Source organism: Saliphagus sp. LR7, assembly GCF_003344565.1.
In the GTDB taxonomy this organism is placed as follows: Archaea; Halobacteriota; Halobacteria; order Halobacteriales; family Natrialbaceae; genus Saliphagus; species Saliphagus infecundisoli.
This window is the reverse complement of the sequence record NZ_QPND01000002.1, coordinates 399,270-424,623: the sequence shown is the minus strand read 5'-3', so window position 1 is coordinate 424,623 and position 25,354 is coordinate 399,270. Positions and strand designations below refer to the sequence as shown.

Below are 25,354 nucleotides of genomic sequence, written 5' to 3'. Positions count from 1 at the left end.
GCTAAGCGATCAACTGGTCGTACTTCGCCGGCCGATCTCCGCCAACTCCGCCGTCGTCTCCTCGACCGTTCGATGCCAGCTGAACTCCTCACCCAGCGAGGGACTGCGCGAATTGGATAGCTCGGCTAACAACTGACTCCCGAACGTCGAGGAGTCGTCCGTGGGGGCGTACGCCACAGTATCGCTGAACGCCGATCGGACCTGGGGCAGATCGGAACTCACGACCCGTACGCCGGCCGAGAGTGCTTCCATGATCGTCCGCGGAACGCCTTCCGCCCGACTCGGCAACACCAGCGCGTCAGCACCGCGAAACACTGCCGGCATCTCGTCGTAGGGAACCTGACCCAGAAAGGTGATCGCATCGGCGATGCCCAGATTGGCGGCTCGAGCCTCGAGTTCCTCCTGCTTCGGTCCCTCACCACAAATATGCAACTGGGCGTCGGGATATTCCTCGCGAACTACTGCGAACGCCTCGAGGGCGACTAGCGGGCGTTTTCCCTCGACCAACCGACCGACGAACAGGACGGACGGGTCGTCGCCCGTGACCGATCCATGTTCGTGCCCCTCGGACGTGAACCGCTCGGTGTCGATCCCGTTCGGGACGACCGAGATCCGACTCGACACGCCGAGGTCCCGCACGCGCCCGCGATCCGTTTCGGTATAACAGAAGACGACGTCGGCCCGATTGAACGTCCACCGGCCGACCGTCCGGAGATAGAAATCGAATACCGGTTTCGACACGTTCTGACTGTAGAGTCCGTGGTTCGTAATGGCCAGCGGCGGCCCGCCGACCCGCCGGCGAAGCGCCGCCAGGTTCGTCGAGAAATAGAGGTGCGAGTGGGCGTGCATCACGTCGAACTCCGCAACCGACACGAGATACCTGGCGACACCGGCGCTGATATCGTTTCCCAGCGCCGAAACGGTCGGATCGTATCGCAACACGGTGTACCCCTCGCGCTCCTCTCTGGCCGGTAACTCCGGATCGTTTCGAACCGTTATCACGGTGACGTCGTGGCCCATCTCCGCCTGGTCGCGGCTCATCGCGTGGGCGTGATACGCGCCCCCGCCGTTGACGTCCGGATACAGTTTCTGTGCGACCCGCAGGATTCGCATCTACCGGTCCTCCGGGAGGGGCGTCTCCGACCGCGATTCGACCACCCGTTCGAGCCCGGTCGCAAGCGAGACGGTCGGCTCGTATCCGAGCCGCGACTCGAGCGCGGAGATGTCGGCACGGCTCCGGTCGATATCCCCGGAACGGGCGTCGGTGTGGACGATCTCCGACTCCGAGTCGGCAGCGTCGCGAACGATCTCCGCCAGCTCGAGGATCGAAACGCTCTCGCCGGTTCCGACGTTGAAGGCGCCGGACGCTTCGGAACCCGCCGCCAGGACGTTCGCTCGAACGATGTCGTCGATATGGACGAAGTCGCGGGTCTGGGCGCCGTCTCCCTCGACCGTGATAGGCGCTCCGTTCATCGCCTGTTCGACGAACGTACTGATGACGGCGCTGTAGTCGCCGCCGAGCTGTCCCGGACCGTAGACGTTGAAATAGCGCAGCGAGACGGTAGACAGGTCGTACAGCTCGCCGTAGAGCCGAACATATTGCTCGGCTGCGAGCTTCGAGAGTCCGTACGGCGAGAGCGGATCGGTGGGCGAGTCCTCGGCGATCGGCACCGACGTCGGGTGACCGTAGACGGCCGCGCTCGAGGCGAACACGACGCGCGCCGATTCCCGACGCGCATGCTCGAGGACTTTAACGGTCCCGTTGAGGTTGATGTCGTGGGTCGTTTCGGGGCGGCGCATGGACTCGTCGACGTCGACCAACGCCGCTTGATGGAAGACGATGTCGACGCCGTCGGTCGCCCGTTCGAGATCGTCGTCGTTTCTGATGTCGCCCTCGAAGAAGGTGGCCTCGTCAGGAACGTTCGATCGGGATCCGCCCGAGAGATCGTCGAGAACGCGAACGTCGTTGTCCGGGACGAGAGCGTCGACGATGTTGCTCCCGATGAACCCGGCACCGCCAGTTACGAGGATTCGGTTCCCGAAAACGGGAACATAATCGTCTTCGATACTCATTCATCGGAACCGTATCGAACGAGGTCGGATAATACTTTCCAGATTTGCCGGAGAACGATCTGCATATCGAACCAGAACGACTGACGGCGGACGTAGTCGAGGTCGTATCGGAGTTTCTTTCCGGGTTCGTGGCCGGTCACGTCGTTGATCTGAGCGAGGCCGGTCAGGCCGGGCTTGACGAACCAGCGCTTGCTCCAGTCGATCCCCTCGCGCTGGATCCGCGTGTCGAGTTCGGGGCGTTCCGGTCGGGGGCCGACGACGCTCATGTCGCCGGCGAGAATCGACCACAGCTGGGGGATTTCGTCCAGATGGGTTTGCCGAAGGAACCGTCCGACCCGCGTGACGCGGGGGTCTACGTCGCCGGCGTCCTCCTCGCTGATCTTCGCGCCGGTTTCGTCCTCGACGTTCTCGATCATGCTCCGGAACTTGTAGACGGGGAACGACTCGCCGAACACGGCGGTCCGTTCCTGGCGGTACAGTACCGACCCACCGTCCTCAAGCTTGATCGCGGCCGATATCACGGCGATCATCGGAACGAGCACGGTGAGAGTCGAGACAGCGAACAGGACGTCGAACGCCCGCTTCCAGACGTGATCCAACGGATCCCACGGCTCGATGTCGACGTTGACGAGGTCGCCGGCACCGCCCTCCGAGATCAGAACGCTGTCGGCGTACGATCGGTGCACCTTCGCGTTGACGCCGTGTTCGTGGAGCACCTCGAGCGCGCCGAAGAACTCCGCACGATCGGCCTCGCTGAAGGCGAGAACGACCGTGTCGATGTTACAATCGACGATGACGTCCTCGAGCCGGGAGAGCCCACCCAGCCGGTTGATCGTCTCGATCCGGTCACGCTGGTCGGCGTCGCTTCCGACCCGCTCGATCCCCTGCCAGTCGCCGACCGTGCCGCCACCGTCGGCGACGGCGACGGCTTCCGCCGGGTCGTCTTTCGGGACGCTACTGACGACGGTCGGGCAGAGATAGCCAATGACGGAGGCGTCGACGTCGGGCGCGATCCGCCGGATCTGTTCTATATCGTCGCCGACGATCAGGGTCCGGCCGTCTTCCCTGCCGGTTCCGTGGCGGATCCAGACGAACCAGAGGGGAAGTACGACGAAGAGGAGGGCAACGGCCATCGTGAGCGTCGCCCGCGGAATCCGGTAGGTCCAGTTGTAGTAACCGAGCGTCGCAAGAGCGAACCCGCCGACGAGGAGGCGCTTGTGGGTGAGAAAGACCGTATCGAGGATACGCTGGGGACGAGGCTTGTACAGGGGCAGGAGGCTGCCGCCGATCACTCCGATCGAAAGTAAGATCGCGAGGGCGAGTGCCCCTCCGCTGACGACCTCGGGTTCCAGTCTGTTGAAGACGGGGACGTAGGTCGTGAATACCGACTGCGAGACCGGGTGATTGGCGACGAGGACCGCGGCCGCGACTAGGGCTACCACCCCGCCTGCCCCGACGACGCGGTATCGCCACCCGGTTAGCATAGCTTAACAGGACACCTCGGCTACCATAAACGCTTTGAAAATACGGATCCCGACGTGGAATAATGGACAGAGCGGTTGACGTATTCACTCCGAAATCCTCCGACGTCGGGAGTGAAACCGGAAGACGGGAACGGGAGCATCGGGGTATCAGGTGTCCCCTACACCAGCGTCGCGAGCCCGCCGCCGACGATCGCCAGCCCGCCGAGGCCATAACAGATCGCCCAGAACGGGACCCGTTCGACGATCCGGAGCAAGGCGTCGATCGCGGCGTAGCCGACGACGACGCTCGCGACCAGCGCACCGGCGGCCGCGGTCGGCCCGACCGCCGGAAGCCCCCCGGCGTCAACCGCGGTGAGGACGCCCGCACCGATCCCGGCGGGAATCGACAGCAGGAAGGACAGCCGGAACGCCGAGGGGCCGTCGTACCCCCGGAAGAGCAGGGCGCTGGTTGTCGTCCCCGACCGGGAGACCCCGGGCAGGATCGAGAACCCCTGGAGCGCCCCGACGAAGACGGCGTCGAGCAGCGTCGGCAGCTCCCGGTTACCGAGCCCGACCGCCGAGGAGGTCTGCTGGAGGATGCCGGTGATCACGAGCAAGACGCCGATGACGGCGACGAACGCCCCGCCGGTCAGCTCGCTGGCGACGTCCATCAGCAGGACGTAGATCGGGATCCCGACGAGCCCGGTCATCGCCGTCGCGACGACGACGAACGTCGTCTCGGCGTTGTTTCCCTCGAAGGCCTCGCGGGGCCGCCAGCCGGGGGCGTCGGCGATCGCCCGCCCGATGTCCTCGCGGTAGTAGACCGCCGCCGACAGCGTCGTTCCCAGCTGCAAGAACAGGGAGAGCTGCACCGCGACCTCGGGGGACTCGCCGGCCAGCGAGAGGAAGATCGAGAGGTTCCCCTGGCTCGAGACGGGCAACCACTCGAGGAGCCCCTGGAGGGCGCCGGCGAGGACCGTGATCAGGAGTTCGCGCCACGACATTCGTTCGGGAAACGACGACGGAACCGCATAAGTGGGACGATACACCGTTCGGAGCGCTCCAACGGGTCGTCCGCATCGGGACAGATATTTAGTGGTCACCCGTAATTGGTAGAGTCGTGAGTACCGTCGAGCGGGAACCGGCGACGCTTTTGGTTCACGACTGGAGTGCCGACAACGTCGTCAACGGCGTCGTCTACGGGCTGTTTGGCATCCACCTGGTGTTGGTCTTTCTCGCACACACGACGGGATCGGTGCTGGCCTGGCAACTGGCCGCCTCCGCGATCCTGCTCGGCGCGGTGCTGGGCTGTCGGCTCGCCGCGGGGACCTACGAGGAGATCGAACAGCTCCAGACCGCCTTTCTCGGAGTTCTCGGCTTCACGTTCGTCGTCCTCGGGGTGCTCTACCAGAGCTCCTCGCCGGGCCTCGGGCTCGGTCCGAACCGCCCGTTCGCGGTCACGATCGTCTTCGTCCTCACCCTTTCGTTCCTGCTGGTCGTCACCGACGCCAGGCGATACACCCTCATCCAGTGGGGCGCGGTCGCCTGTTTCGCCGTTCTCACCGGGGTCTATCTTGCCAACTCCCTCGCGTTTGTTCCCTCGAGCACGCAGTCGCGGTGGCCGCTGTGGGCCGCGATCGTGATGGGAAGCAACCTGTTGGTGATCCCCCGGCTCGTCCCCGAGGAGGTCTTCCTCTGGTTTCTCCCCCGGCTGGCGGCGGTGACGGTCCTGCTCGGGCTGTTCACGTACGTCATCGGCGATTACGCGCTGTGGATCTTCGAGGTCCGCCAGTACTCCTCCGGGCCGACGCCCCAAATCCCGGGCTTCGATCCCGGCGTGACGACGCTACAGTCGGCCTTCCCGAACCCGAACTCCTTCGGGATGGTGACGTTCGCCGGCGTCGTCGCCGCGTTCGTCGAGTTCCATCGCTCGGTCGTCGCGCGCCGGCCGCTCGGCGCGAGCGTCGCCGCCGTCCTGATGGGGCTCTGTGGGCTCGGTCTCTTTCTCTCGAACGCACGTGCGGCGATGCTCGCGGCGGCCGTCGCCGTCGGGATCTACGGCGTCTACGCCGTCGGCGGCCGGCTCACCGTCCCCGTGACGGTCGTCGCCAGCGTCCTCGGGGTCGCCGGCCTGCTCGCGGGGATGTACGTCGGCGTCATCGACATCTCTGCGACCAACCGCTTCGAGCTCTGGTCGGCAAGCCTCGGGGCGATCCGTGACGGTCCCCTGCTCTTTGGCTACGGGAACGGCTCCACGGCCGAGGTGATCGATGCCTACCACACGGGGGATTCCTTCTCCCCGCACAACTCCTATCTCCGAGTGTTCATCCAGGCAGGGTTCGTCGGCGGCCTCGCCTACGCCGGCCTCGTCGTCGGCACCATCGTCGCCGGCATGGTCGACTACCGCGAGGTCGACGTCGCGATGCTCGCGTTCGCGGTCGGCTGGGCCACCCACCAGATGTTCGAGTCCTACACCATGTTTCAGTGGGGGATCGGCTCCGTTCTCGCGGCACTCGTCGTCGGCTATCTCCTCCTCAGGGAGTGATCGGGAAGGGGCCCGGCTTTATGGCCGGTCGTCCCGTCACGCCGGGCGTGATCGAATACTGCCTGAGCAACGTCGGCGAGGAGGCCCGACGGCGGCTCCGTGCCCGCGAGGACGCCGTCGAGGCGCCCTGTCTCGAGCACTGCGGGATCTGTCGCCGGGAGCCGTTCCTGGTTGTCAACGGCGACCTGCTCCGTGGCGACGGCCTCGAGGGACAGGCCGGGACCGCTGGAACGGACGAGAGGTCGAAATGAACGTCCTCCAGATCTCTATCGACAGCCTCCGGCGGGACTTCCTCTCGGCGTACAGCGCGGTTCCGACGGTCGTCGACTACGAGGTCGAGACCGACAACCTGGATCGGTTCGCCGAGCGCGCGGCCGTCTTCGACACCCACTACGCCGGGAGCCTCCCCTGTATGCCCGCGCGTCGGGAGTGGACCGCCGGGGTCCAGGAGTTCCTCTGGCGTCCGTGGGGCCCCATCGAACCGTTCGACGAGACGCTCCCGTGCCTCGCGCGGGACGCGGGCGCGGTCACACAGTTTATCACCGACCACTTCCACTACTTCCAGCACGGCAGCCACGGCTACTACGAGGACTACAACGGCTTCGAGTTCGTCCGCGGCCACGAATACGACGCCTGGAAAACGGTTCCGAGAGAGCCCGACGAGCGCCTGCTCGACCAGACTACCGATCCGGCGACCGATCCCGCCGACGGCGTCGGCTTCCTCAACCGCGCCCAGTACGCCCGGAACGTCGACGCCCTCGACGAGCGGGCGGAAGCGGACTTTTTCGCCCCGCGGGTCTTCGCTTCGACCGCCGACTGGCTCCGGGACGCGGGCGACTGGGACCAGTGGTTCTGTTACGTCGATAGCTTCGACGTCCACGAGCCGTTCCACCTCCCCGAACCGTACGCCTCGATGTACACCGACGAGGACCCGCGGGACCCGGAGCTCCCGAACTGGCCCTACTACGGCCGGATCGACGCCGGCCAGAGCGAGCTTTCGGATCGGGAACTCGAGTTCGTCCGCTCGCAGTTCGCCGGGAAGGTGACGATGGTCGATCGCTGGTTCGGGGAGGTCCTCGAGGCCATCGAGGGGACCGGCAGCTGGGAGGACACCGCCGTGATCGTCACCGCAGACCACGGCTTCCTGCTCGGCGAGCACGGCTGGATCGCGAAAAACGAGATGCCCGTCTACGACGCGCTGGCGAACACGCCCCTGATGATCCACCACCCCGACGCGGAGCGCTCGGGCGACCGGATCGACCAGCTCACGAGCGCGGTCGACCTCTATGCGACCGTCCTGGACTTCCTTGACGTCTCCATCCCCGAGGGGACTCACAGCCGGAGTCTCGAGCCGGTACTGGCGGGCGCGGAGAACGATCACCGCGAGTGGGCACTGTACGGCTACTGGGGGAGTTCGGTCAACGTCACCGACGGCCGCTACACCTACATGCGCCCGTGTGACCCCGAGGAGCCGACTGACTGTTACTCGACGACGATGATGAACCCCAACTCCTGGTTTACCCCTACCGAACCGAAGACCGACGCCGAGAGCGGTACTTTCCTCCCCTACACGGAGTCGCCGGTCTGGAAGTTCCCCGGCCGGTCGTATGCCCAGCACGACGACGACCGGCTCTACGACACCGAGGCCGACCCTCACCAGGAGACGAACCTCGCCGGCGAGAGCGGGGAGGAAGACCGAATGCGCGAGCTGCTCGTCGCCGCCCTGGCGGACCTCGACGCACCCGAGGGCCAGTTCGACCGCCTCGGGCTCGAGCCCTGACCCGACCGGAACCGAATTTGGGGGGTGTAACCCGGCACACACATGCGACGGAGTATAGCCGCCGGGTCACCGAAGGCGTGTATGGGGCAACGCTCGACGACCGCGGGGCGGAATGGTTGAGACGCCGGCCAGCGACGGGCCACGCGTTCTGATGCGGTGGTCAGTGGGGGAGAGAGACGGCGACGGCCATACCGCTCGTCGGATCAGAGCGCTGCCACACGACGGGACGGAGGGTGCCTGGAAGACGGTCCTCGAGACCCGTCTCCACACGGACCTCTGGATCGAGAACGCCACGATCGGCTACGCGGACTCCCTAGAGGAGATCGGGCCGGTCGAACCACCCTGTTGACCGTTCGAGTGGCCGGGTAAGAACGGGGGAGACAGAGCCACCACGAGAGCCACGAGGGACGGACCTGAGCGGAGGCGCCGACCCGAAGCTTACTCCATACGTTCCCGACCCGAAGCGATGGGTTCGGAGTTCTCGGAAGACTTCCCGGTTCTCGACGTAGTTCAGGTGAAACGTCCCGCGTTCGATATAGCGTTCACAGGTTTATTCCGTTCCCCCGGGTGCCGATTACGGGGAACGGTGTCGGGACGATCCGTCACCGGGACCTGCCAGTTGGCTCTGAATACCGGATGAAAAGCCGAACCCGTAACGCTACAGCCATCTGCCCAAGATTACATGTCCGAGAGATTTGTTTTCATAGATCCTACTCGTTTGAAGTCATTAGACGGTGCGTCGAGTGTCCGGTTTCGGATCGGATCGATGCCCAGAGAGCAGCGGCCGAAAATCGTGTCCGCTCGCGGGATCCATCCCCGTCGACATCAGGGTTCGAGGGGCGACTCTTCGGCTGTCGAAGCCACACTTATCGGGCGTGTGACGACCTTATCGGGACTATCGGAGCATCGAGATCGGAACCCCCAATCCCTCTGTCTTCGATTCCGCCCAGGATCGGACTCACCGATCGTGGCCCCCACGAGCGAAGCGATACCGGAGTTCGGGCGCCATACATTACTACCTTCATAACATATATTTTAGTATCTATGATTAAAATATTATTCTGCGCAACCCTGACCGCGTTGCCGTCGATCCGAGCCGATTTCGGTCGTTCGACCGAGGGAAGGATGAAGGCGATCCGACTCGAACACCGAGCCATGTACGATCGGGTCCTGATCGCCGTCGACGGAAGCGAGGAAGCCAAATGCGCGGCGACACACGGTCTCGAGGTCGCTGGCGGCTTCGACGCGACGGTCGACGTCATCCACGTCGTCGATCAGCGGTCGCGTCGGTTCGTGAGAACGAACGCGGAGGGGGAAGATCTCGAGGAACGGAGCGACGCGATCCTCGCCGAGATCGAGACACTGGCGACGGAGCGCGGCCAGTCGACGACCGCGACGACGGCCACCGGGGTCCCCCAACGGGCGATCGCCGACCACGCCGCGGAAACGAACGCGGACCTGATCGTCGTCGGCAGACAGGGGGCGACGGGCCTCGGAAAGCGACTCCTCGGCGGCGTAACCGAGGGAATCCTCCACCGGAGCGAGATTCCGGTGCTCGTCGTCCCACGGGAGGACTCGGGAGCAGAGATCGGGTACTCGAGCGTGGTCGTGCCGACCGACGGAAGCGAGAACGCGGCCGCCGCCACGCCCCACGGGGTCGAGATCGCACGGCGGTTCGGGTCGGCGATCCACGTCCTGAACGTCGTCGCGCTCCAGTCGGCGGGCGGCCCGTTCAACGCCGGTGGCTTAGACGAGGCGTTCATCGAACGTCTCGAGGCCGAAGGCGAGGCGGCCGTCGAGGAGATCGCAACCGGGATCGCCGAGCGGGCGCCGGCGACGGAGGTGACGACCGCGGTCACCCGGTCGTCGTCCTTCCAGGGTGCGTCGGCCGGGATCGGCGAGTACGTCGCCGACAACGCGATCGAACTGATCGTCATGGGATCGCGGGGGCGGTCGAACCTCGAACGCCAGTTGCTTGGCAGCGTGACCTCGTCCGTCCTGCGAACGGTCGACGTTCCCGTACTGATCGTCGATCGCCCCTCGTGAGTGAAAGCGCCGGACCCGGCGGTCGTCGAGAGTCGGGAAACCCCGCCGAAACCCCCCCGAGTGGGCTTCGGGCCCGATCTTACCCTTGAGTCGACGGCGGCCGCAATACCAGGCTCCCGAGCAGTGCCTGGCGGCCATCGACCGAGACGTCCGCGATCGGGGAGCGGGCGTCCAAGCGCCGGAGGACGCGACCGCCGGGCCGAACGGCCGACCGACTACGTCTCGTCCTTCGAATCCGGTTCGCGGATGATCGTCACGGAGCCCGGGGAGCGCCGGGCGACCCGTTCCGCGACGCTCCCGAGGAGGAACCGCGCCAGCCCGCGCCGTCCGTGGCTCCCGACGACGACGTGGTCGACGTCGTGGTCCTCCGCGTAGCGGACGATGGCCGAGGACGTCCGCCCGTCCGTCGAGGCCGTCGTCACCGCCACGTCGTACTCCGCGGCGATCGACTCGGCCCGCTCGAGGAGCCGCTCGGCCGACTCCTGGATCTGGTCGTACAGCTCCTCGGAGTAGTAGCCGCCGTCGACTCCGCCGCCGGTCCACTCCCGGGGGTCGGTCACGTGGAGGACGTGGATCTCAGCGTCGGGATACGTCGATAACGCGTGTCGCAACGCGGCCTCGGCCTGTGGCGATTCGTCGAAGGCGACCAGTATGCGAGACGCCATGCGCGTTCGTCGACGACCAGTCGTATAGTATCGCCGGGTCGAACCCCCCACAGCGAGACCGATCGGAACGAAACGGATATCGACGAGACCCCGGCGTCGCCCGACGGCCCGTCCTACGGCTCACCACGGGTCGGAGACCCCGACTCCGGCCATCGTTTCGGTGCGCCAATCGTTCGTTTCTCCTCGGACCCACCGATTCAGTAGCGGCAGTCCGCCGTTCCGTAACGGTATTCGTGACTGCCCTATGGGCGTAATGAGCAACTAATAGCTCGATGCCCGCGCCCCCGAGACGGTCGAGAACCGAAACCGACGGCCGGATGCGGGGGAGGTGGTCGTCCGCCGGGCCATGGAAGTCTCGAGGACGGATAGTACACGGCCGGTGGGAAAAACCATTAAGGTCCCGTTCGGTGTCGGACGCCTGCATGCGAGAGACAGACAGCGGACTCGACCGGCGGAGCGTGCTCCGGGGACTCGGCGCGGCCGGGGTAGCAGGAATCGGGGTAACGGGGACCGCGAGCGCCCAAGAGGCGCTGACGGTCACCGGCGTCTGGACCGGCGGCGAGGAGGAGGACTTCCTCGCGGTCGTCGACTACGTCAGCGAGGAGACCGGCCTCGACATCGTCTACCAGCCACGGACGACGGAGGCGATCCTGACCGGGACGCTCATCGACTACGAGGGCGGCGTCGCGCCCGCGGACATCGTCGTGATGCCCTCGCCCGCGCGGGTCCAGTCCGACGCGGCGGCGGGCCACCTCGCCGAACTCGGGGACACGTGGAACCCCGAGAACTTCGCGCCCGACGGAGAGCAGGTGACCGCCGACGGGGCTGTGTACGCCGCCCCGTTCAAGATGGACCTGAAACCGGGCTTCTGGTACCGACCCTCCTTTTTCGAGGAACACGGGCTCGAGGAACCCGACGACTACGACGCGTTCCTGGACCTCCTCGAGGAGATCAACGGGATCGAGGGCGTCGAGGCACCGCTGGCCTCCGGCAACGGCGACGGCTGGCCGTTGAGCGACGTGACCGAGGGGTTCATCCTCCGCCAGGAGGACGGCGCCACGCTCCAGCAGGAGCTCATCGCGGGCGAGGCGTCGATGACCGACGACCGCGTCGTGACCGCCTTCGAGGAGATCCAGTCGCTGCTCCAGGAAGGCTACTTCAGTGCGGTTCGAGACTTCGGGGTCCAGTACGAGTACTTCTGGGCGAACGAGACGCCGCTGTACTTCATGGGGTCGTGGACACCGGGGTTCGAGGCGATCCAGGACCCCGAGGACCTGGACGTGTTCATGGTCCCCGGGGCCGAGTCGATGGTCGCCGCCGAGAACTGGTTTACCGTCCCGTCGTACTCCTCGAACGTCGAGGCGGCGACGACGGCCGTCGAGACCTTCGTCTCGGCGGAGGGCCAGCAGGTCTGGGCCGAACGCGGCGGCTTCATCGCCTCGAACACCGAGGTGCCGGAGGACGCCTACGAACTCGAGATCATGCGCGAGCTCGCGACGCTGTCCGGCGAGATCGAGCTCGTACCCGATCTCGACGACACGCTGGGTGATCCGTTCCAGTCGTCGTTCTGGGCCCAGCTCACAGGCCTCTGGGCCGATCCCGACCAGGAGATCGGCGGGATCCTCGAGACGCTCGACCAGTCGTTGACCGAGACCGTCGACGGCGACGGCGGCGGGTAGCGTGGCCCGGCCCCCGGACGACTCGAACGTGGTCGATTCGCTCGTTGTCGTCGGCCAGGAACTCCGGCGGCGCAACGCGAGCACCGTCGCCGTCGATCTCCTCTATCTCTTTACGATCGCCTTTCTCGCGACGCTCGCGCTCCGGGGGTTCTGGCCGGCGGCGATCGCGACCCTCCCGCTTGTCTCGTTTCTCTACTTCGCGTGGCACGCCTCGCGGCCCTTCTTCGTCGCGAACGTCGGGGCGATCGTTTTCGCGGTCGTCGCGACCGAGTGGAACCTGCTGCCGCTGTGATCGGCTTCCAGCGAGGCTGTGATCGGCTTCCAGTGAGGGTGTGACCGGCATGTTCTCTACAGCGGGTGAACCGTCGGTATGGACAGTCGGTCCGTCGGGCGTGTCTCAGTGGTGGCTGGAAACACCAACGCATCCGCCTCCCGGAGCGTGAACTCGAGGTCAGTCCGTGACAGCGGCGACCATCCCGCGTTTGTAGTAGCGCTCGAGGAGCATGAACAGAATTACGGGCACCGCGAGCGTCATCACGGAGCCGGCCGCGACGAGTCCCCACTGGACCTGGAGACGCCCTCTCATCAACGGCAGGACCTGTGGAGCGAGGTAGAGGTCGGGCGAGCGCATGAAGACGAGCGGGAAGAAAAAGGCGTTCCAAACCCACGTAAACTGGATGACGGCGACGGAGACGAGCGCGGGCGCCGACAGCGGGAGGATGATCGTCCGGAAGATCTGGTAGCGCGAGGCGCCGTCGATCCGAGCGGCCTCCTCTAGTTCCTCGGGGATTCCCAACAGGTAGTTTCGCAAGAAGAGGACGACCCAGCCCAACCCCCAACCGACGTGGACCAGGACGAGGCCCATGTAGCTGTCGAAGAGGCCGATATTGCGGAGCGTGTTGTAGTTGCCCATCGCGACCAGCTCCGGAGGAGCGGCCATCACCAGCAAGATCAGGAAGAACAGCGCCGTCTTCAACGGGAACTCGAAGCGCGCGAACGGGTAGGCAGCCATCGCGCCGAGCAACAGGACGACCAGCACCGAGGGAACCGTGACGACGAACGTGTTGAGCAGCGCCCGCCCCATCGGCGCCGTGCTGTACGACCACGCCTGCCGGTAGTTCTCGAGAGTAAAGGTCATCCCCTCTACGTTCCACCAGCCCTGGAGGATCTCGCTCAGGGGCCGAACGGAGGCCATGAACAGCCCGAGAAAGGGGACGATCCAGAGGAGCGCGACCCCGATCGCCAGGACGTACTTGAGCAGCCTGGGCAGCGTCGGCACGGCTTCAGTGAGCCGGGTCCGCCACTCCGTCTCCCGGCTCGGGGCGGTTTCGGGGATCGCGTCGGCCGGGAGGTAGCGGCCGGCGTCGGTCCGTCGTTCGGGATCAGTCTCGGTCGAAGTACGAGTGTCTCTCGTCATGGCTCAGTTCATTCGCGCGATGTAGAGCGCGAGCGGGGCGACGATCAGGAGTTGGACCAGCGCGACCACCATCGCTTTCCCGTAGTCGATCGGCGCCTCGAAGGCGGCCCGGTAGACCTCGATTCCCAGTACGGAGTAGACGTGGCCCGGCCCGCCCGCTGATCCCCCGGCGGCGTACACGATGTCGAAGACCCGCATCACCCAGATGATCCCCATGATGACGACGACAGCAGTGACGGGCCTGACGAGCGGCCAAATGATGTCCCGAAACCGGCGGTAGGGGCCAGCGCCGTCGACCTTCGCGGACTCGATGAGGGAGGGGTCGATCGCCGACAGCGCCGAGCTGTACAGCAGCATGCTGAACCCGGTCTGGACCCAGATCCCGCCGGCGATGAGCGCGAAGATGGCGAGCTGGGGGGCCTGAGTCCAGTTGCGGACGAGTCCCTCGGCGCCAACCGCCCGGAGCACAGCGTTGAACACGCCCGCCTGCGGGTCGTAGACGAACAGGAGGACGAGCCCGATGACGATCGTCGGGACCGTAAAACCCAGAAACACCATCGACCGGAGGATCCGCCGGCCCGTCAGATCGGCGAAAAGAAGCGCCAACCCGAGGCCCAACAACGTGCTCACCGGCACGTGGATCACCACCCACAGCAGGTTCTGGGCGAGCGCGCCCATCGGAAACTGCATCTCGGTGATGTTTCTCCAGTTGATAAACAGCGGGTCTCGAAAGGTCCGTATCCAGTTGTCGAGCCCGGTGAACTGCCCGATCGTGAACCCCTCCCAGGAGAAGACGCTCCCGACGGCGGAGTAGGCGATCGGCCCGACCGAGAAGATCCCGAACAGCGTCAGTCCCGGCACCAGAAACATCGCCAACACGACGGCCTTCTCGCGGTCGATACTCCGTGTTTCCTCGGGGGCGGGCCGGTAGTCGCCGATGTGGTCTCGGAGGCTCATGTGGGGGCGATCAGCTCGTCGTTCTCGTCGTAGAGGTAGGCGTCGTCGTCCTCGAAGGTGAGGAAGACCCGATCCTCGCGTTCGAGGTCAGTGTCGGCCACCTTCGCGCTCACGACCCGACCTCCTACCGTGACATTGACGAGGACGTACTCGCCCATCGGTTCGACGGTGTCAACGACGCCCTCGATCGCGTTTCCGGCCGGCGGCGGCTCGGCCGACACCGAGAGATCCTCCGGGCGGACGCCGAGCGAGACGGTTCCGTCCCCGTTTCCGGGCGCTCCCGGGAATCGGACGGTGCCGGCCTCGGCCAGATCGACCGAGCCGTTCCGCCGGGTGCCGTCCATCAGGTTCATCGGCGGCGAGCCGATGAAGCGGGCGACCCAGCCCGTCCGCGGACGGTCGTAGAGCTCCTCGGGCGGCGCGACCTGGCGGATCGTCCCCCGATTCATGACGACGACGGTGTCGGCCATCGCCATCGCCTCCTCCTGGTTGTGGGTCACGTAGACCGTCGTGATCGCGAGCTCGTTCTGGAGGCGCTTGAGTTCGCTTCGCATCTCCTGGCGGAGTTTGGCGTCGAGATTCGACAGCGGTTCGTCGAGCAAGAATACGGAGGGCTCGCGAACGATCGCGCGTGCGAGAGCCACCCGCTGGCGCTGTCCGCCCGAAAGCTCCGCCGGGGACTTCCCGACCTGGTCCTCGATGTGGAGCAGGCGGGTGACGTCGGCTATGCGCTCGTCGCGATCGTCGGGCGGAATACCCCGCACTTTGAGCGGGTACTCGATGTTGCCCGCGACGGTCATGTGCGGGTACAGCGCGTAGTTCTGAAACACCATCGCGACGTTCCGGTCGCTGGGCGAGCGGTCGTCGACCCGCTCGCCGTCGAAGTAGATCGCCCCCTCCGAGGGCCGTTCCAGGCCCGCGATCAGCCGGAGCGCGGTCGTCTTCCCACAGCCCGAGGGACCGAGCAACACCACGAACTCCCCGTCTGCGACCTCGAGCTCGAGCCGGTAGTTCGCGACGGTGTTCCCGGCGTCGAAGTACTTGCTCACGCCCTCCATCGAGATCGCGGTCATCCCCGGTACCGTATGACGGACTGGCCCATTAATCCCGGTTGCACAGCCACCGTCGCTGATAGATTTCGCGTTCAGTCTGCGAGATCGCGCCGCTCGAAGTACTCCCCGGCAAGCATGACGAGGACGACGGTGGCGGCAACGAGCACCGAGAGGTCGCCCCACGCGATCTCGCCGTCGGCGAGGATCGCGCCGGGATCGAAATACCGCGAGGGGGCGGCGTCACCGAGCCAGTCGTACTCCGTGTCGAAGGTAAAGGTGTCGAGCAGGAAAGCACCGAAGACCGTTCCCGCGCCGATCGTCTGTGCCCGGCGGACCGACCCGGTCGTGACCGACGCACACAGCCCCACGGCTGCACACGCGAGGAGGTAGACCACCGCGAAGGCGTGGACGGCGAACAGGTCGATCGCGTCGACCGACTCCCCGACAAGCGAGACGCCGACGTACACCCCGAGGAACGTGACCGCGTTGACGACGACAACGACCGGGACCAGCGAGAGGAACTTCCCGACGACGAAGCGGGCCCGCGTGACCGGAAGCGAGAGCGTCATCTCGGCGGTTCCGCGTTCGACCTCCCCCGCGACGACCGATGCGGCGGCGTAGGCGGCGTAGATCGCGAGCAACAGCACCCACCCGAACTGGTAGAGCTGTGAGACGAGGTAGCCCTCGATCGTCGTGATTGTCGTCACGTTCCCGACGAACGCCCGTGTCGCCTCCGGGGGGAGCGACTCGAGGTAGGCGTCGAAGTCGACCCCGGCCTCCTGGATCGACGGGAACAGCCCGACCGTGAGCGCGATCAGGGCGAGCAACGCCGCCGAGAGGAGCGCGGTTCCGCGGACCCGCCGGCCGGTCTCGAAGGAGGTGATCTCGAGCATTCGATCCCCGTGGTCCCGACGCGGACCCGTCGCTTATAGGGCGTGGGTGTCGGAGGCCCCGGTGCCCGGTAACCCGGGTCTACAGGGCGAAACGGTCGGCCTCGTTTATCGTCCGTCCCCTCCTCCTCGGCGAGGATGTGGCCCAGCGGAGCGTCCCGGGGGGACCGACCGCCCCCCTCGAGGAGGGGAGTGATCGCCGTCCTGGTACTCGTCCTCGCCGTCGGGACGATCGCCGGCGCCGCCGGTTCCGAACTCGCCCCCGCGGGACCCGCTGACGCCCGCCAGGACGACCCCGAGGAGCCGCCCGACCCGGCCGATAACGAAAGCGAGGGCACCTCCGAATCGGACAACGGGACGACCGCGGACGGCACCGAGGACGATGATCAGGTGGATCCGGGCGAGCAAACGGATCCGTCGGGTCCGACCGAACCGGTCGTTCCGCTCGAGCCCGAAGAAAGGGCCCCTATTCCGGGGGAGAGGAGAGAGGACGGATCACCGATTCCGGCGTTCGGCCCCGATGAGAACCTGACCGTCTCGCTGGCCGACAACCACACCATCCCCGCCGACGGGGTCGCAACGGCAACCCTCGAGGTGCGAAACACCGATGACGACGACGAGGTGACCGATATCGTCGTCGAACTCCGGTCGATGGATCCGTCGGTGTTCTTCGGCTCGCCCGCCGAGCCCCTGGCAACGCGAACGCGCTACGTAGGGAACCTTTCGGCCGGCGAGACGACCGCCGTGGGGGTCGACATCGGCGCCGCGGACGTCGAGCCGGGGTCGTATCCCGTCCTCGCGACCCTCCAGTACGAAATGGGCGACGGTGACGCGACTGCCGTCGCGGGCGGCCCCCGTCCCTTGAGCGTCGAAATCGGAGAGGGACTCGAGTTCGAACTCACGGCGACGAACGACAGCGTCCCCGCCGACGGCAGTGCGACCTACGAGGTCGCCGTCCGGAACGACGGCGAGGAGACGGCGACGGACGTCGTCGCGACGATCGAGACCGCGCCGCCGGTGTCGAGCAGGCCCGCGGCAGCCGCCGTCGGCACCCTCGAGCCGGGCGAGTCCGGGTCGGCGCGCTTCCCGATCGAGACTGACGAGGATGCGGTCGAGACGACCGGGAGCGCCTCGGTCTCGCTTACGTACACCACGGAATCTGGCGACCGGATCACCGCCGAGCCGACCCCCGTCGCAGTGCGGATCGTCGAGGAAGAGGACGGCGGGGCCGAGTCCCTCGCACCGTTCGTCGCCGTCGGAGCCGTCCTCGCGCTCGCGGCGATCTGGTGGTGGCGCAGGCGGTGACCGGTCGTTCGCTCGTCAGGCGGGTTCCCCGCCCTCGTAGAAGTGCATGAACACGTCCTCGAGGGAGGCCTCGCGGACCTCCAGGTCGAGGACGGTATACTCGTCGAGCCGATCGATCAGGGCGTCGAACTCCCGGGAGAGCACGAGGTGGTAGCCCTCCGGCGTGCGCTCGACGCTCGTCGTCCCGGGCGTCTCGAGGGCCGACGGCGGCGGGGATTCGGCCAGCGAGACAGTGACGACCATCCCGCTCTCGGCGAGGACGTCCGAGATGGCGTCGAGCGCGATCAACTCGCCGTTCCTGATGATCCCGACGCGATCGCAGACCCGGCGGACCTCGCTCAAGACGTGCGAGGAGAAGAAGCTCGTCTTCCCGCGCCCCCGGCGGGCCTCGAGGAACTCGTAGAACTCGTTCTGGACGAGCGGGTCCAGGCCCGCGGTCGGCTCGTCCATGATCGCGAGGTCGGGGTCGTGCATGAACGCCGCTACGATGGCGAGTTTCTGTCTGTTCCCGCTGGAGTAGGCGTCGACGGGGCGATCGATCGGGACCGGGAACCGCTCGAGGAGTTCCTCGCGGCGGTCGTCGCCGCGCAGGCGACCGAAGTACGCGAGGACCTCTCGACCCGTGGCCCGCTCGTAGAACGTGACGTCGCTGGGCAGGTAACCGACCCGTCGCTTTGCCTCCCGGAGCTCCCCCCTGTCGGTCACGTCCCAGCCGAGTAGATATGCGTCCCCGCCGGTCGGCCGGAGGAACCCGAGGAGGATTCGGATCAGCGTCGACTTTCCGGCGCCGTTCGGGCCGAGAAAGCCGAATATCTCGCCGCGCTCGATCGCGAGCGTGAGGTCCTCGACACCGCGGACGTCCCCGTAGTACTTCGTCAGCGCCGCGGTCTCGATCGGGGGCGGGCCGGCCATATGCGGGCCGTCCACGGGAGCTATCTTAACGATGGTCGGGGTCGCCCGGCGCGGATCCGTTCGGTCGTGGGGACTGCCACCGCGCCCTGAACAAGGGTTATGGGCGGGAGGGTGGTACGAGCCCTGCCATGCCAGCAGTCAAAGTCATCCGCGTGATGGGAACGTCAGAAGAGTCGTGGGAAGAAGCGGCCCAGGAGGCGTTCGCCGAGGCGAGCCAGACGATCGACGACATCTCCGGGCTCAACGTCGAGCGATGGACCGCCGACGTCGAGGACGGCGAGATCGTCGAGTACAAGGCGACGACCGAGATCGCGTTCCCGGTCGACCACTGAGGGAGCGCCCTGCAGTGGGGGCCGTAGCGGGACCGCCGAATGGACTCGCACCGGGACCACACCGGTCCCGAAATCCACGCCGAGAGGACAGTCGGACTCGTCGTAACGGGGTTCTTTCCCCACGGCGATCGTCTCGGCCCGTATGTCCAACTGGAACCGGATGAACAAGGAGGAGATCGACGAGTTCCTCGGCCGGGGCGGAACGGGAGTCATCTCGTTTGCCACCGAGGCCGACGAGCCGCCAGTCTCGATCCCCGTTTCTTATGGCTACAACGCGGACATCGAGGCGTTGTACTTCCAGCTCTCATCTCCACAGGAGAGCCGGAAAGCAGAGTTGGTTCCTCGCCACGTCTCGTTCGTTGTCCACGACGAAACCGACAGTGGCTGGCAAAGCGTCGTCGCAACCGGCCAGCTAGAGGAAATCTCGGACTCGCCGTACGAATCCACCGCGATCCAGGGGATGTGGGCGATCGATATCCCGATCGTCGAAATCTTCGACCGCCCCCGGACCGAGGTCACGTTCCGGTACTTCCTCCTCGAGCCCGAGACGCTGACGGGACGAACGGAGGTTCCCTCGCAGTAGCGGCTGTCGGAAGCGGGTCAGGAACCGCCTTAGACCTGCGAGTCACCGGGTTCGGTCCAGCCGCCGCCGTCGACCATCTCGAACAGTTTTCCCCAGTTCTCGTCCTCGCGGCCCTCGGGAAGCTGGTCGCGCAACTGCTGGAAGTCCGAGGGCGGGACCAGCCCCTCGATCAGATCGATGATCACTCGCGCGTGGAAGGCGGCCTCGGCCCCATCAACGCCCTCGCCCTCGATCTCGCCGACCCGTGAGACGAACTCCCGCCAGTCGAAGCGCTGGCCGTGCTCGGCGACCGCGCCGGTCATGTACCACTTGATCTCGATGGGGAGGTTGGCGGCGAAGTCCTCGGCGTTTCCCTCCGGGATCCGTTCGCCGAGAGTCATGAGCGTTGCCCGTATTGCCCGGACTGCACGGCCCGTGTCCTGGAGCTCGAGTCGGTGTTGCACCTGGCCCGTGAACTCGTCGAAGTTCATCGCCTGGGGAGTTCGACCCCGGCGATCCTAAAGGCCATTCGACGCCGGCGAGACAGTCCGTTTTCGCCGATACTGCCAGCCGTACGTCGTTCACGATCCCGGAACGGATGCCGAGGGAGGTGCGCCCGCTCTCGAGTACGGAAACGACCTCCGTGCTTTCCACCGCGGAGAACGGTCGAGGTCGCGAGGCGGGGATCGATCCCGTTTACTGACGATCCTCGTTCGCGGGACGGAGGTATTTAAGGGAGATTGTGATGGGAGGACGCATGTAACCGAAGGCCCAACGTCGGTGCCACTTGTTGATGGGGAGTTCGATGGTCCTGTTGACCGTCGGGATCGGCTACTGCGTCGTCGGAACCTGCTTCGCGGATTTTCTAGTCGTGGTTGCGGGACCTTCCTGGGATGAATCGCGCTGTTTGATTGCCTAGGAAAGGGCGCCTATTGGGGATGATCGGCGTCCAGGCTTCGGAGAGAGCAGTTAAGCAGGGAAAGCGCCGACGCTGCGATCGAGGCCGATACCGAACGGGATCGCCGGCACGCCGGTCTCCGTGTATGGTTTATGGGAATCGGTCCCGTACATCGGGGGTGGGATGACCGTCGATGAACTCGGCACGTACGGGATCGAGCGGATGGACGACGAGGCCATCGAACGGTTCCTCTCGGTACGAAGCGTGGGGATTCTCGGGCTCCCCGCATCGGGGCCACCGTATCTCCTCCCGATGTCGTTCGGGTACGACGGGGGGAGACGGCTGTACTTCTCGTTTCTCGTCGGCGAGGAGAGCCGGAAATCCGAACTCGCGGACCGTGCCGACGTCTGTACCGTTCTCGTCTACAGCGCCGAGACGATGTTTCACTGGCGAAGCGTTCTCCTCCGCGGCCCGATTCGACGGCTGTCGGCCGAGGAGCGGTCGGAACTTCCGGCGTCGCAGACCCCGACGTGGCAGCCGGAGCTGATCCGGACGGCGAGCGATCGGGGTGAAACCCGGATGTACGAGTTCGAGGCCGAGTCGTGGACCGGCGTCAGTCACGCCATCCGACCGCCCGCCTACGACGAGCGCTCGAGCAGGGACTGAGACGCGACTCTCCCCCACCGGATATCTCCCGACCGGAATACGGATCACGGACGAACGATGCACACTCCACCGCTCCCCGATCGATCGGTCGAGACGTATGCCGCTATAACGGACCCCGAGTGGCCGGAGCGACTGCGAACGCTCGCAAAACCCCTGTCGGAGGTCGGAATCCTCCACGTCAGTTCGACGGCGACCGGCGGCGGCGTCGCGGAACTGCTCCGATCGATCGTGCCGGTCTGTCGGGACCTCGGCGTTCGGTCCGACTGGCTCGTCATGGACGCAACCGACGAATTCTTCGAGGCGACCAAGGCGATCCACAACGGGCTCCAGGGGAGCGGGGACCCGCTCACGGAGGCGATGAAATCGACGTACAGGGCCGTGACGGAACGAAACGCGGCCGAGATCGACGGGAGGTACGACCTCGTCGTGCTCCACGATCCCCAGCCCCTCGGGATGCTCGATCGACTCGAGGATCGGCTGCCGGCGGCGGCGTTCGTCTGGCGGTGTCACGTCGACCTCACCGATCCCCTCCCGGAGTACCTCGCGTTCGTCTCCGACTACGTCCGCCGGTTCGATCACGCGATCGTCAGCCGGTCTGCGTACGAAGCGAACGTCGAGGCGCCGTCGACGAGCGTCGTCCACCCCTCGATCGACCCGCTGGCGGAGAAGAACCGGGCGGTAGACGAGGGGACGGCCACCGCCGAGCGCGATCGGATGGCCCCCATCTCGTTCGACGACCCAATCGTGGCACAGGTCTCGCGGTTCGACCCCTGGAAGGACCAGTTCGGCACCCTGGAGGCGTTTCGCCTGGCTCGAGAGCAGGTATCGGGACTCCAGCTCGTGTTGGCAGGCGGGATGGCCGGCGACGATCCCGAAGGAGTGGAGATCTACGAACGGGTCGCCCGGACGGCGGCCGACGATCCGGACGTCCACGTCCTGACCGACCTCCCCGATATGAGGGTAAACGTCCTCCAGCGGGAGGCCGACGTCGTCGTCCAGAAGTCGTTGCGCGAGGGGTTCGGCCTCGTCGTCTCGGAGGCGCTCTGGAAGCGCACGCCCGTCGTCGGCTCGACCGTCGGCGGCATCCCGCTCCAGATCGAGCACGGGCGAAACGGCTACCTCGTCGGTCCCGAGGACGTCCCGGGCGTTGCTACCTCCCTCGTGGCGCTTCTCGAGAACGAGGACCAACGAGCGGCGTTCGGCGCCAACGGACGGAAACGCGTCCGCGAGCGGTTCGTGCTCCCCCGACAGCTCGCGGATCTCCTCGAGGCGCTCGTGACCGTTCTCCGTCGCGATCGCTGACGCGGCGCCAAACCGGAATCGGCGAGGGAACCGGATGAGCGTCGCCCCGAACGGGAGCCGACCGGCCACTCACCGCAAGAACCCGAGCAGCTCGTAGTCGTGATCGGGCACGTACCGGCGGAACAGCAGGCTGTTCGAAAGCACGGAGACACTCGAGAACGCCATCGCCGCGGCGGCGAGGACGGGCTGGAGCAGGCCGAGGGAGGCAAGCGGGATGAGCGTCGTGTTGTAGCCGAGCGCCCAGACGAGGTTCTGCTTGATCTTCTGAAGGGTCGCCTCGGAGATCCGGATCGCCCGCAGGACGTCGACCGGGTCGTCGCGCATCAGCGTCACGTCGGCCGCCTCGATGGCGACGTCGGTCCCGGAGCCGATCGCGGTCCCGACGTGGGCCACGGCGAGAGCGGGCGCGTCGTTGACGCCGTCGCCGACCATCATCGCCTGGCGGCCCTCAGCCTGGATCGCCTCGACCGCGTCGGACTTGTCTTCGGGAAGGACCTCCGCGCGAACGTTCGCGGGGTCGATGCCGACCCGGTCGGCGACCGCGTGGGCGGTCCGTTCGTTGTCGCCGGTGATCATCATCACGTCGAGGCCCCGCTCGGCGAGGGCGGCGACCGCCTCGCCCGCGCTCTCCTTGAGGGTGTCGGCGTCGGCGACGACCCCGACGAGCTCGCCCTCGCCGTCGCCCTCGGGAACCCGCCCGACGAGCATCGCGGTCTTCCCCTCGGACTCGAGGCGTTCCATCGTCTCCGCGGCGGGTGCGGGGTCGATGCCACCGTCCCGGAGGAGTTTCCGATTGCCGACGAGCACCTCGACGGCTCTCGGCTCGCTGCGCTCACCGCTCGCCCCTCCGGAGCCGCTACGCGGCTCCCAGCCGCCGACAGTGGCCCGAACGCCCTTTCCGGGGACGTTCTCGAAGTCCTCGGGCTCGCCGATCTCGAGCCCGCGGTCGCGGGCTCCCTCGACGATCGCCCGTGCGAGGGGATGTTCGCTGTTGCACTCGGCCGTCGCCGCGAGGCGAAGCACGTCGTCCTCGGAGAGCCGATTCCGGGAGGCGTCGGAGGCCACCACCCCGCCGTCGGCAGCCGTCTCGCCGCCGTCGGCGTGTGGAGCCCCCGATCCGCCGAGGACGACCACGTCGGTCAATTCCATCTCGCCCTCGGTGAGCGTCCCGGTCTTGTCGAAGACGACCGTGTCGACGTCCTTGGCGCGCTCCAAGACGTCGCCACCTTTGAACAGGACGCCGTTTTGCGCGCCGATCGCGGTCCCGACCATCGTCGCCGCGGGCGTCGCGAGCCCGAGCGCGCAGGGGCAGGCGATCAGCACCGCCGAGGCGAAGACGACGATCGCGAACTCGAACACCGAGATCGAACCGCCCGCAACGCCCGGCCCGCCGGCGACCTGGCCCCACAGCGGGAGCCAGTCGACGAAGCCGGCCAGCGCCTCCGGGAACAGAAACCAGACCGCCCCCCAGAAGACGGCGTTGGCGATCACCGCGGGGACGAAGTACGCCGAAATCCGGTCGGCGAGGTTCTGGATCTCGGGCTGGCGCGACTGGGCCTCCTTGACCGTCCGGACGATCCCCTGAAGGGCCGTGTCCGCGCCGACGTTCGTCGCCTCGACGACAAGGACGCCGTTCTCGTTGATCGTCGAGCCGATCACCTCGTCGCCCTCCCCTTTCTCGACGGGGACGGACTCGCCGGTCACCATCGACTCGTCGACCGCCGACCGGCCGTCGACGACGACGCCGTCGGTCGGGACCTTCTCACCGGGTCGGACCTTCATCCGGTCACCGACCGCGACCTCCTCGACGGGCACCTCCCGCTCGGTGCCGTCCTCGGAGACGACGGTGGCCGTTTCGGCTTCCATCTCGAGGAGTTTTCGGAGCGCGTCGCCGGCCCGGCCCTTCGAGCGGGCCTCGAGGTAGTTCCCGAGGGTGATGAACACGAGGATCAGCGCCGCGGTGTCGAAGTACGTCTCGCCGGCGACCAGCCCGAGCAGGACGGCGACGCTGTAGAGGTACGCCGTCGAGGAGCCGAGCGCGATGAGCACGTCCATGTTCGCCCGGCGGTTCCTGACGAGAGCCTTGTAGGAGTTGACGTAGAACGGTCGGCCCAGGACGAGCTGGACGGGCGTCGCGAGCAGGAAGCCGATCCACTCGAACTCGATCCCGAAAACGGTCTCGGGGAAGACGGTCCCGCCGAGCAGGAACCGATCGGTCAGAAAGAGGAGGAACGGCGCCGACAGTGCCGCCCCGAATAACGTCAGCCGGCGCTGTTTGTCGATCTCCGCCTGGCGGGCCGCGTCCCGGCGCTCCCGGTCGGACTCCTTGCCGCCCTCGGCGCCGTCACCGTCGTCGCGGACGGGCGTGTAGCCCGCGTCCTCGATCGCCTCGTAGAGTGCCGACCGCGAGACGTCGGCGGGGTTGTACGCGACCTGGGCCTCGTCGGTCGCGTAGTTCACCTCGGCGTCGATGACCCCGGGAACCGACTCGAGGGCCTCCTCGTTGGTGTCGGCGCAGTTCGCACACGTCATGTCGGTGATCCCGATCGACGCGGTGGCGCTCGCGGCGCCGTAGCCGGCGTCGTCGATCGCGTCGTAGATCTCCCCGAGCGACGCCGCCTCGGGGTCGTACTCGACGCTACCCTCATCGGTGGCGTAATTGACGTCCGCCGCCGAAACCCCATCGAGAGCTTCGACGGCCTCGGTCACCGTCTGCGAGCAGTTCGCACAGCTCATCCCCCGGATTTCGAGGCGGGTCGTTCGGTGACTCATTGGGAGTCCCTACGGGACGGACGTTTACCTGGCTTTCC

Annotated in this window: 24 protein-coding genes; 12 read left to right on the top strand and 12 right to left on the bottom strand. The window is 66.5% G+C overall.

Annotated features, from left to right (window positions below; all coding sequences use genetic code 11):
• Window positions 1–9: 9 nt before the first annotated feature.
• The 4 genes from DVH23_RS04740 to DVH23_RS04725 all read right to left on the bottom strand — a co-directional run bounded on the left by DVH23_RS04740 (window position 10) and on the right by DVH23_RS04725 (window position 4,540).
• Window positions 10–1,113: a glycosyltransferase family 4 protein gene (locus DVH23_RS04740; protein WP_114576270.1), complete on the bottom strand. Its 1,104-nt coding sequence runs from the start codon at window positions 1,111–1,113 to the stop codon at window positions 10–12.
• Entirely contained in the window at window positions 1,114–2,073 is a 960-nt protein-coding gene (locus DVH23_RS04735; protein ID WP_114576269.1) for an NAD-dependent epimerase/dehydratase family protein, read from the bottom strand.
• A complete protein-coding gene (locus DVH23_RS04730) occupies window positions 2,070–3,557 on the bottom strand; it encodes a sugar transferase (RefSeq protein ID WP_114576268.1) in 1,488 nt (495 codons plus the stop codon). The genes DVH23_RS04735 and DVH23_RS04730 overlap by 4 nt, the downstream gene beginning before the upstream one ends.
• A 158-nt stretch (window positions 3,558–3,715) precedes the next feature.
• Window positions 3,716–4,540, bottom strand: a complete 825-nt coding sequence (locus tag DVH23_RS04725) for an undecaprenyl-diphosphate phosphatase (protein ID WP_114576267.1) — start codon at window positions 4,538–4,540, stop codon at window positions 3,716–3,718.
• 116 nt (window positions 4,541–4,656) lie between these two features.
• On the opposite strand from DVH23_RS04725, the gene DVH23_RS04720 reads away from it, so the two are divergent.
• The 5 genes from DVH23_RS04720 (at window position 4,657) to DVH23_RS04700 (ending at window position 9,907) form a co-directional block, all read left to right on the top strand.
• The gene (locus DVH23_RS04720) at window positions 4,657–6,081 is read left to right on the top strand and encodes an O-antigen ligase (RefSeq protein WP_114576266.1); all 1,425 of its coding nucleotides are present in this window, start codon (window positions 4,657–4,659) and stop codon (window positions 6,079–6,081) included.
• A gap of 47 nt (window positions 6,082–6,128) precedes the next feature.
• Window positions 6,129–6,332 (top strand): DUF1450 domain-containing protein, encoded by a 204-nt coding sequence (locus DVH23_RS04715; RefSeq protein ID WP_157972326.1) that lies wholly within the window; start codon window positions 6,129–6,131, stop codon window positions 6,330–6,332.
• Window positions 6,329–7,861 carry a sulfatase-like hydrolase/transferase gene (locus DVH23_RS04710; RefSeq protein WP_114576264.1) on the top strand — a complete coding sequence of 511 codons (1,533 nt, stop codon included), beginning with the start codon at window positions 6,329–6,331 and terminating at the stop codon, window positions 7,859–7,861. The genes DVH23_RS04715 and DVH23_RS04710 overlap by 4 nt, the downstream gene beginning before the upstream one ends.
• Window positions 7,862–7,973: 112 nt before the next feature.
• Window positions 7,974–8,210 (top strand): hypothetical protein, encoded by a 237-nt coding sequence (locus tag DVH23_RS04705; protein ID WP_157972325.1) that lies wholly within the window; start codon window positions 7,974–7,976, stop codon window positions 8,208–8,210.
• 806 nt (window positions 8,211–9,016) lie between these two features.
• Window positions 9,017–9,907, top strand: a complete 891-nt coding sequence (locus tag DVH23_RS04700; RefSeq protein ID WP_114576337.1) for a universal stress protein — start codon at window positions 9,017–9,019, stop codon at window positions 9,905–9,907.
• 215 nt (window positions 9,908–10,122) lie between these two features.
• Here the strand turns inward: DVH23_RS04700 and DVH23_RS04695 are convergent, their stop codons facing one another.
• Window positions 10,123–10,572, bottom strand: coding sequence for a universal stress protein (locus DVH23_RS04695; protein WP_114576262.1), 450 nt, complete (start codon window positions 10,570–10,572; stop codon window positions 10,123–10,125).
• Between the two features lie 422 nt (window positions 10,573–10,994).
• Here DVH23_RS04695 and DVH23_RS04690 point away from each other — a divergent pair, with 422 nt between their 5' ends.
• On the top strand, window positions 10,995–12,251 hold the full coding sequence (locus DVH23_RS04690; RefSeq protein ID WP_114576261.1) for an ABC transporter substrate-binding protein: 1,257 nt from the start codon (window positions 10,995–10,997) through the stop codon (window positions 12,249–12,251).
• 28 nt (window positions 12,252–12,279) lie between these two features.
• Window positions 12,280–12,543 carry a hypothetical protein gene (locus tag DVH23_RS04685; protein ID WP_232833700.1) on the top strand — a complete coding sequence of 88 codons (264 nt, stop codon included), beginning with the start codon at window positions 12,280–12,282 and terminating at the stop codon, window positions 12,541–12,543.
• A 159-nt stretch (window positions 12,544–12,702) separates the two neighbouring features.
• Here the strand turns inward: DVH23_RS04685 and DVH23_RS04680 are convergent, their stop codons facing one another.
• From DVH23_RS04680 to DVH23_RS04665, 4 genes are all read right to left on the bottom strand, one after another.
• Entirely contained in the window at window positions 12,703–13,668 is a 966-nt protein-coding gene (locus DVH23_RS04680) for a carbohydrate ABC transporter permease (RefSeq protein WP_114576259.1), read from the bottom strand.
• A 3-nt stretch (window positions 13,669–13,671) separates the two neighbouring features.
• Window positions 13,672–14,625: a carbohydrate ABC transporter permease gene (locus DVH23_RS04675; RefSeq protein WP_114576258.1), complete on the bottom strand. Its 954-nt coding sequence runs from the start codon at window positions 14,623–14,625 to the stop codon at window positions 13,672–13,674.
• The gene (locus DVH23_RS04670) at window positions 14,622–15,683 is read right to left on the bottom strand and encodes an ABC transporter ATP-binding protein (protein ID WP_114576336.1); all 1,062 of its coding nucleotides are present in this window, start codon (window positions 15,681–15,683) and stop codon (window positions 14,622–14,624) included. Before DVH23_RS04670 ends, DVH23_RS04675 begins: the two co-directional genes overlap by 4 nt.
• 86 nt (window positions 15,684–15,769) lie before the next feature.
• Window positions 15,770–16,570, bottom strand: a complete 801-nt coding sequence (locus DVH23_RS04665) for an ABC transporter permease (RefSeq protein WP_114576257.1) — start codon at window positions 16,568–16,570, stop codon at window positions 15,770–15,772.
• Between the two features lie 189 nt (window positions 16,571–16,759).
• Here DVH23_RS04665 and DVH23_RS04660 point away from each other — a divergent pair, with 189 nt between their 5' ends.
• Window positions 16,760–17,872, top strand: a complete 1,113-nt coding sequence (locus tag DVH23_RS04660) for a hypothetical protein (protein ID WP_114576256.1) — start codon at window positions 16,760–16,762, stop codon at window positions 17,870–17,872.
• Between the two features lie 15 nt (window positions 17,873–17,887).
• Here DVH23_RS04660 and DVH23_RS04655 read toward each other — a convergent pair whose 3' ends face one another.
• Window positions 17,888–18,784, bottom strand: a complete 897-nt coding sequence (locus DVH23_RS04655; protein ID WP_114576255.1) for an ABC transporter ATP-binding protein — start codon at window positions 18,782–18,784, stop codon at window positions 17,888–17,890.
• A gap of 128 nt (window positions 18,785–18,912) precedes the next feature.
• On the opposite strand from DVH23_RS04655, the gene DVH23_RS04650 reads away from it, so the two are divergent.
• Together DVH23_RS04650 and DVH23_RS04645 are read left to right on the top strand one after the other, a co-directional pair.
• The gene (locus DVH23_RS04650; protein ID WP_114576254.1) at window positions 18,913–19,116 is read left to right on the top strand and encodes a dodecin family protein; all 204 of its coding nucleotides are present in this window, start codon (window positions 18,913–18,915) and stop codon (window positions 19,114–19,116) included.
• Between the two features lie 142 nt (window positions 19,117–19,258).
• Window positions 19,259–19,699, top strand: coding sequence for a pyridoxamine 5'-phosphate oxidase family protein (locus DVH23_RS04645; protein WP_114576253.1), 441 nt, complete (start codon window positions 19,259–19,261; stop codon window positions 19,697–19,699).
• Window positions 19,700–19,728: 29 nt separating this feature from the next.
• Here the strand turns inward: DVH23_RS04645 and DVH23_RS04640 are convergent, their stop codons facing one another.
• Window positions 19,729–20,169, bottom strand: a complete 441-nt coding sequence (locus tag DVH23_RS04640) for a DUF2267 domain-containing protein (RefSeq protein WP_114576252.1) — start codon at window positions 20,167–20,169, stop codon at window positions 19,729–19,731.
• 590 nt (window positions 20,170–20,759) lie between these two features.
• Here DVH23_RS04640 and DVH23_RS04635 point away from each other — a divergent pair.
• Both DVH23_RS04635 and DVH23_RS04630 read left to right on the top strand, forming a co-directional pair.
• Window positions 20,760–21,242, top strand: coding sequence for a pyridoxamine 5'-phosphate oxidase family protein (locus DVH23_RS04635; RefSeq protein ID WP_114576251.1), 483 nt, complete (start codon window positions 20,760–20,762; stop codon window positions 21,240–21,242).
• Between the two features lie 57 nt (window positions 21,243–21,299).
• Window positions 21,300–22,544, top strand: a complete 1,245-nt coding sequence (locus DVH23_RS04630; protein WP_114576250.1) for a glycosyltransferase — start codon at window positions 21,300–21,302, stop codon at window positions 22,542–22,544.
• A 69-nt stretch (window positions 22,545–22,613) separates the two neighbouring features.
• On the opposite strand, the gene DVH23_RS04625 is transcribed toward DVH23_RS04630, so the two are convergent.
• The gene (locus tag DVH23_RS04625; protein WP_114576249.1) at window positions 22,614–25,316 is read right to left on the bottom strand and encodes a heavy metal translocating P-type ATPase; all 2,703 of its coding nucleotides are present in this window, start codon (window positions 25,314–25,316) and stop codon (window positions 22,614–22,616) included.
• Window positions 25,317–25,354: the final 38 nt, after the last annotated feature.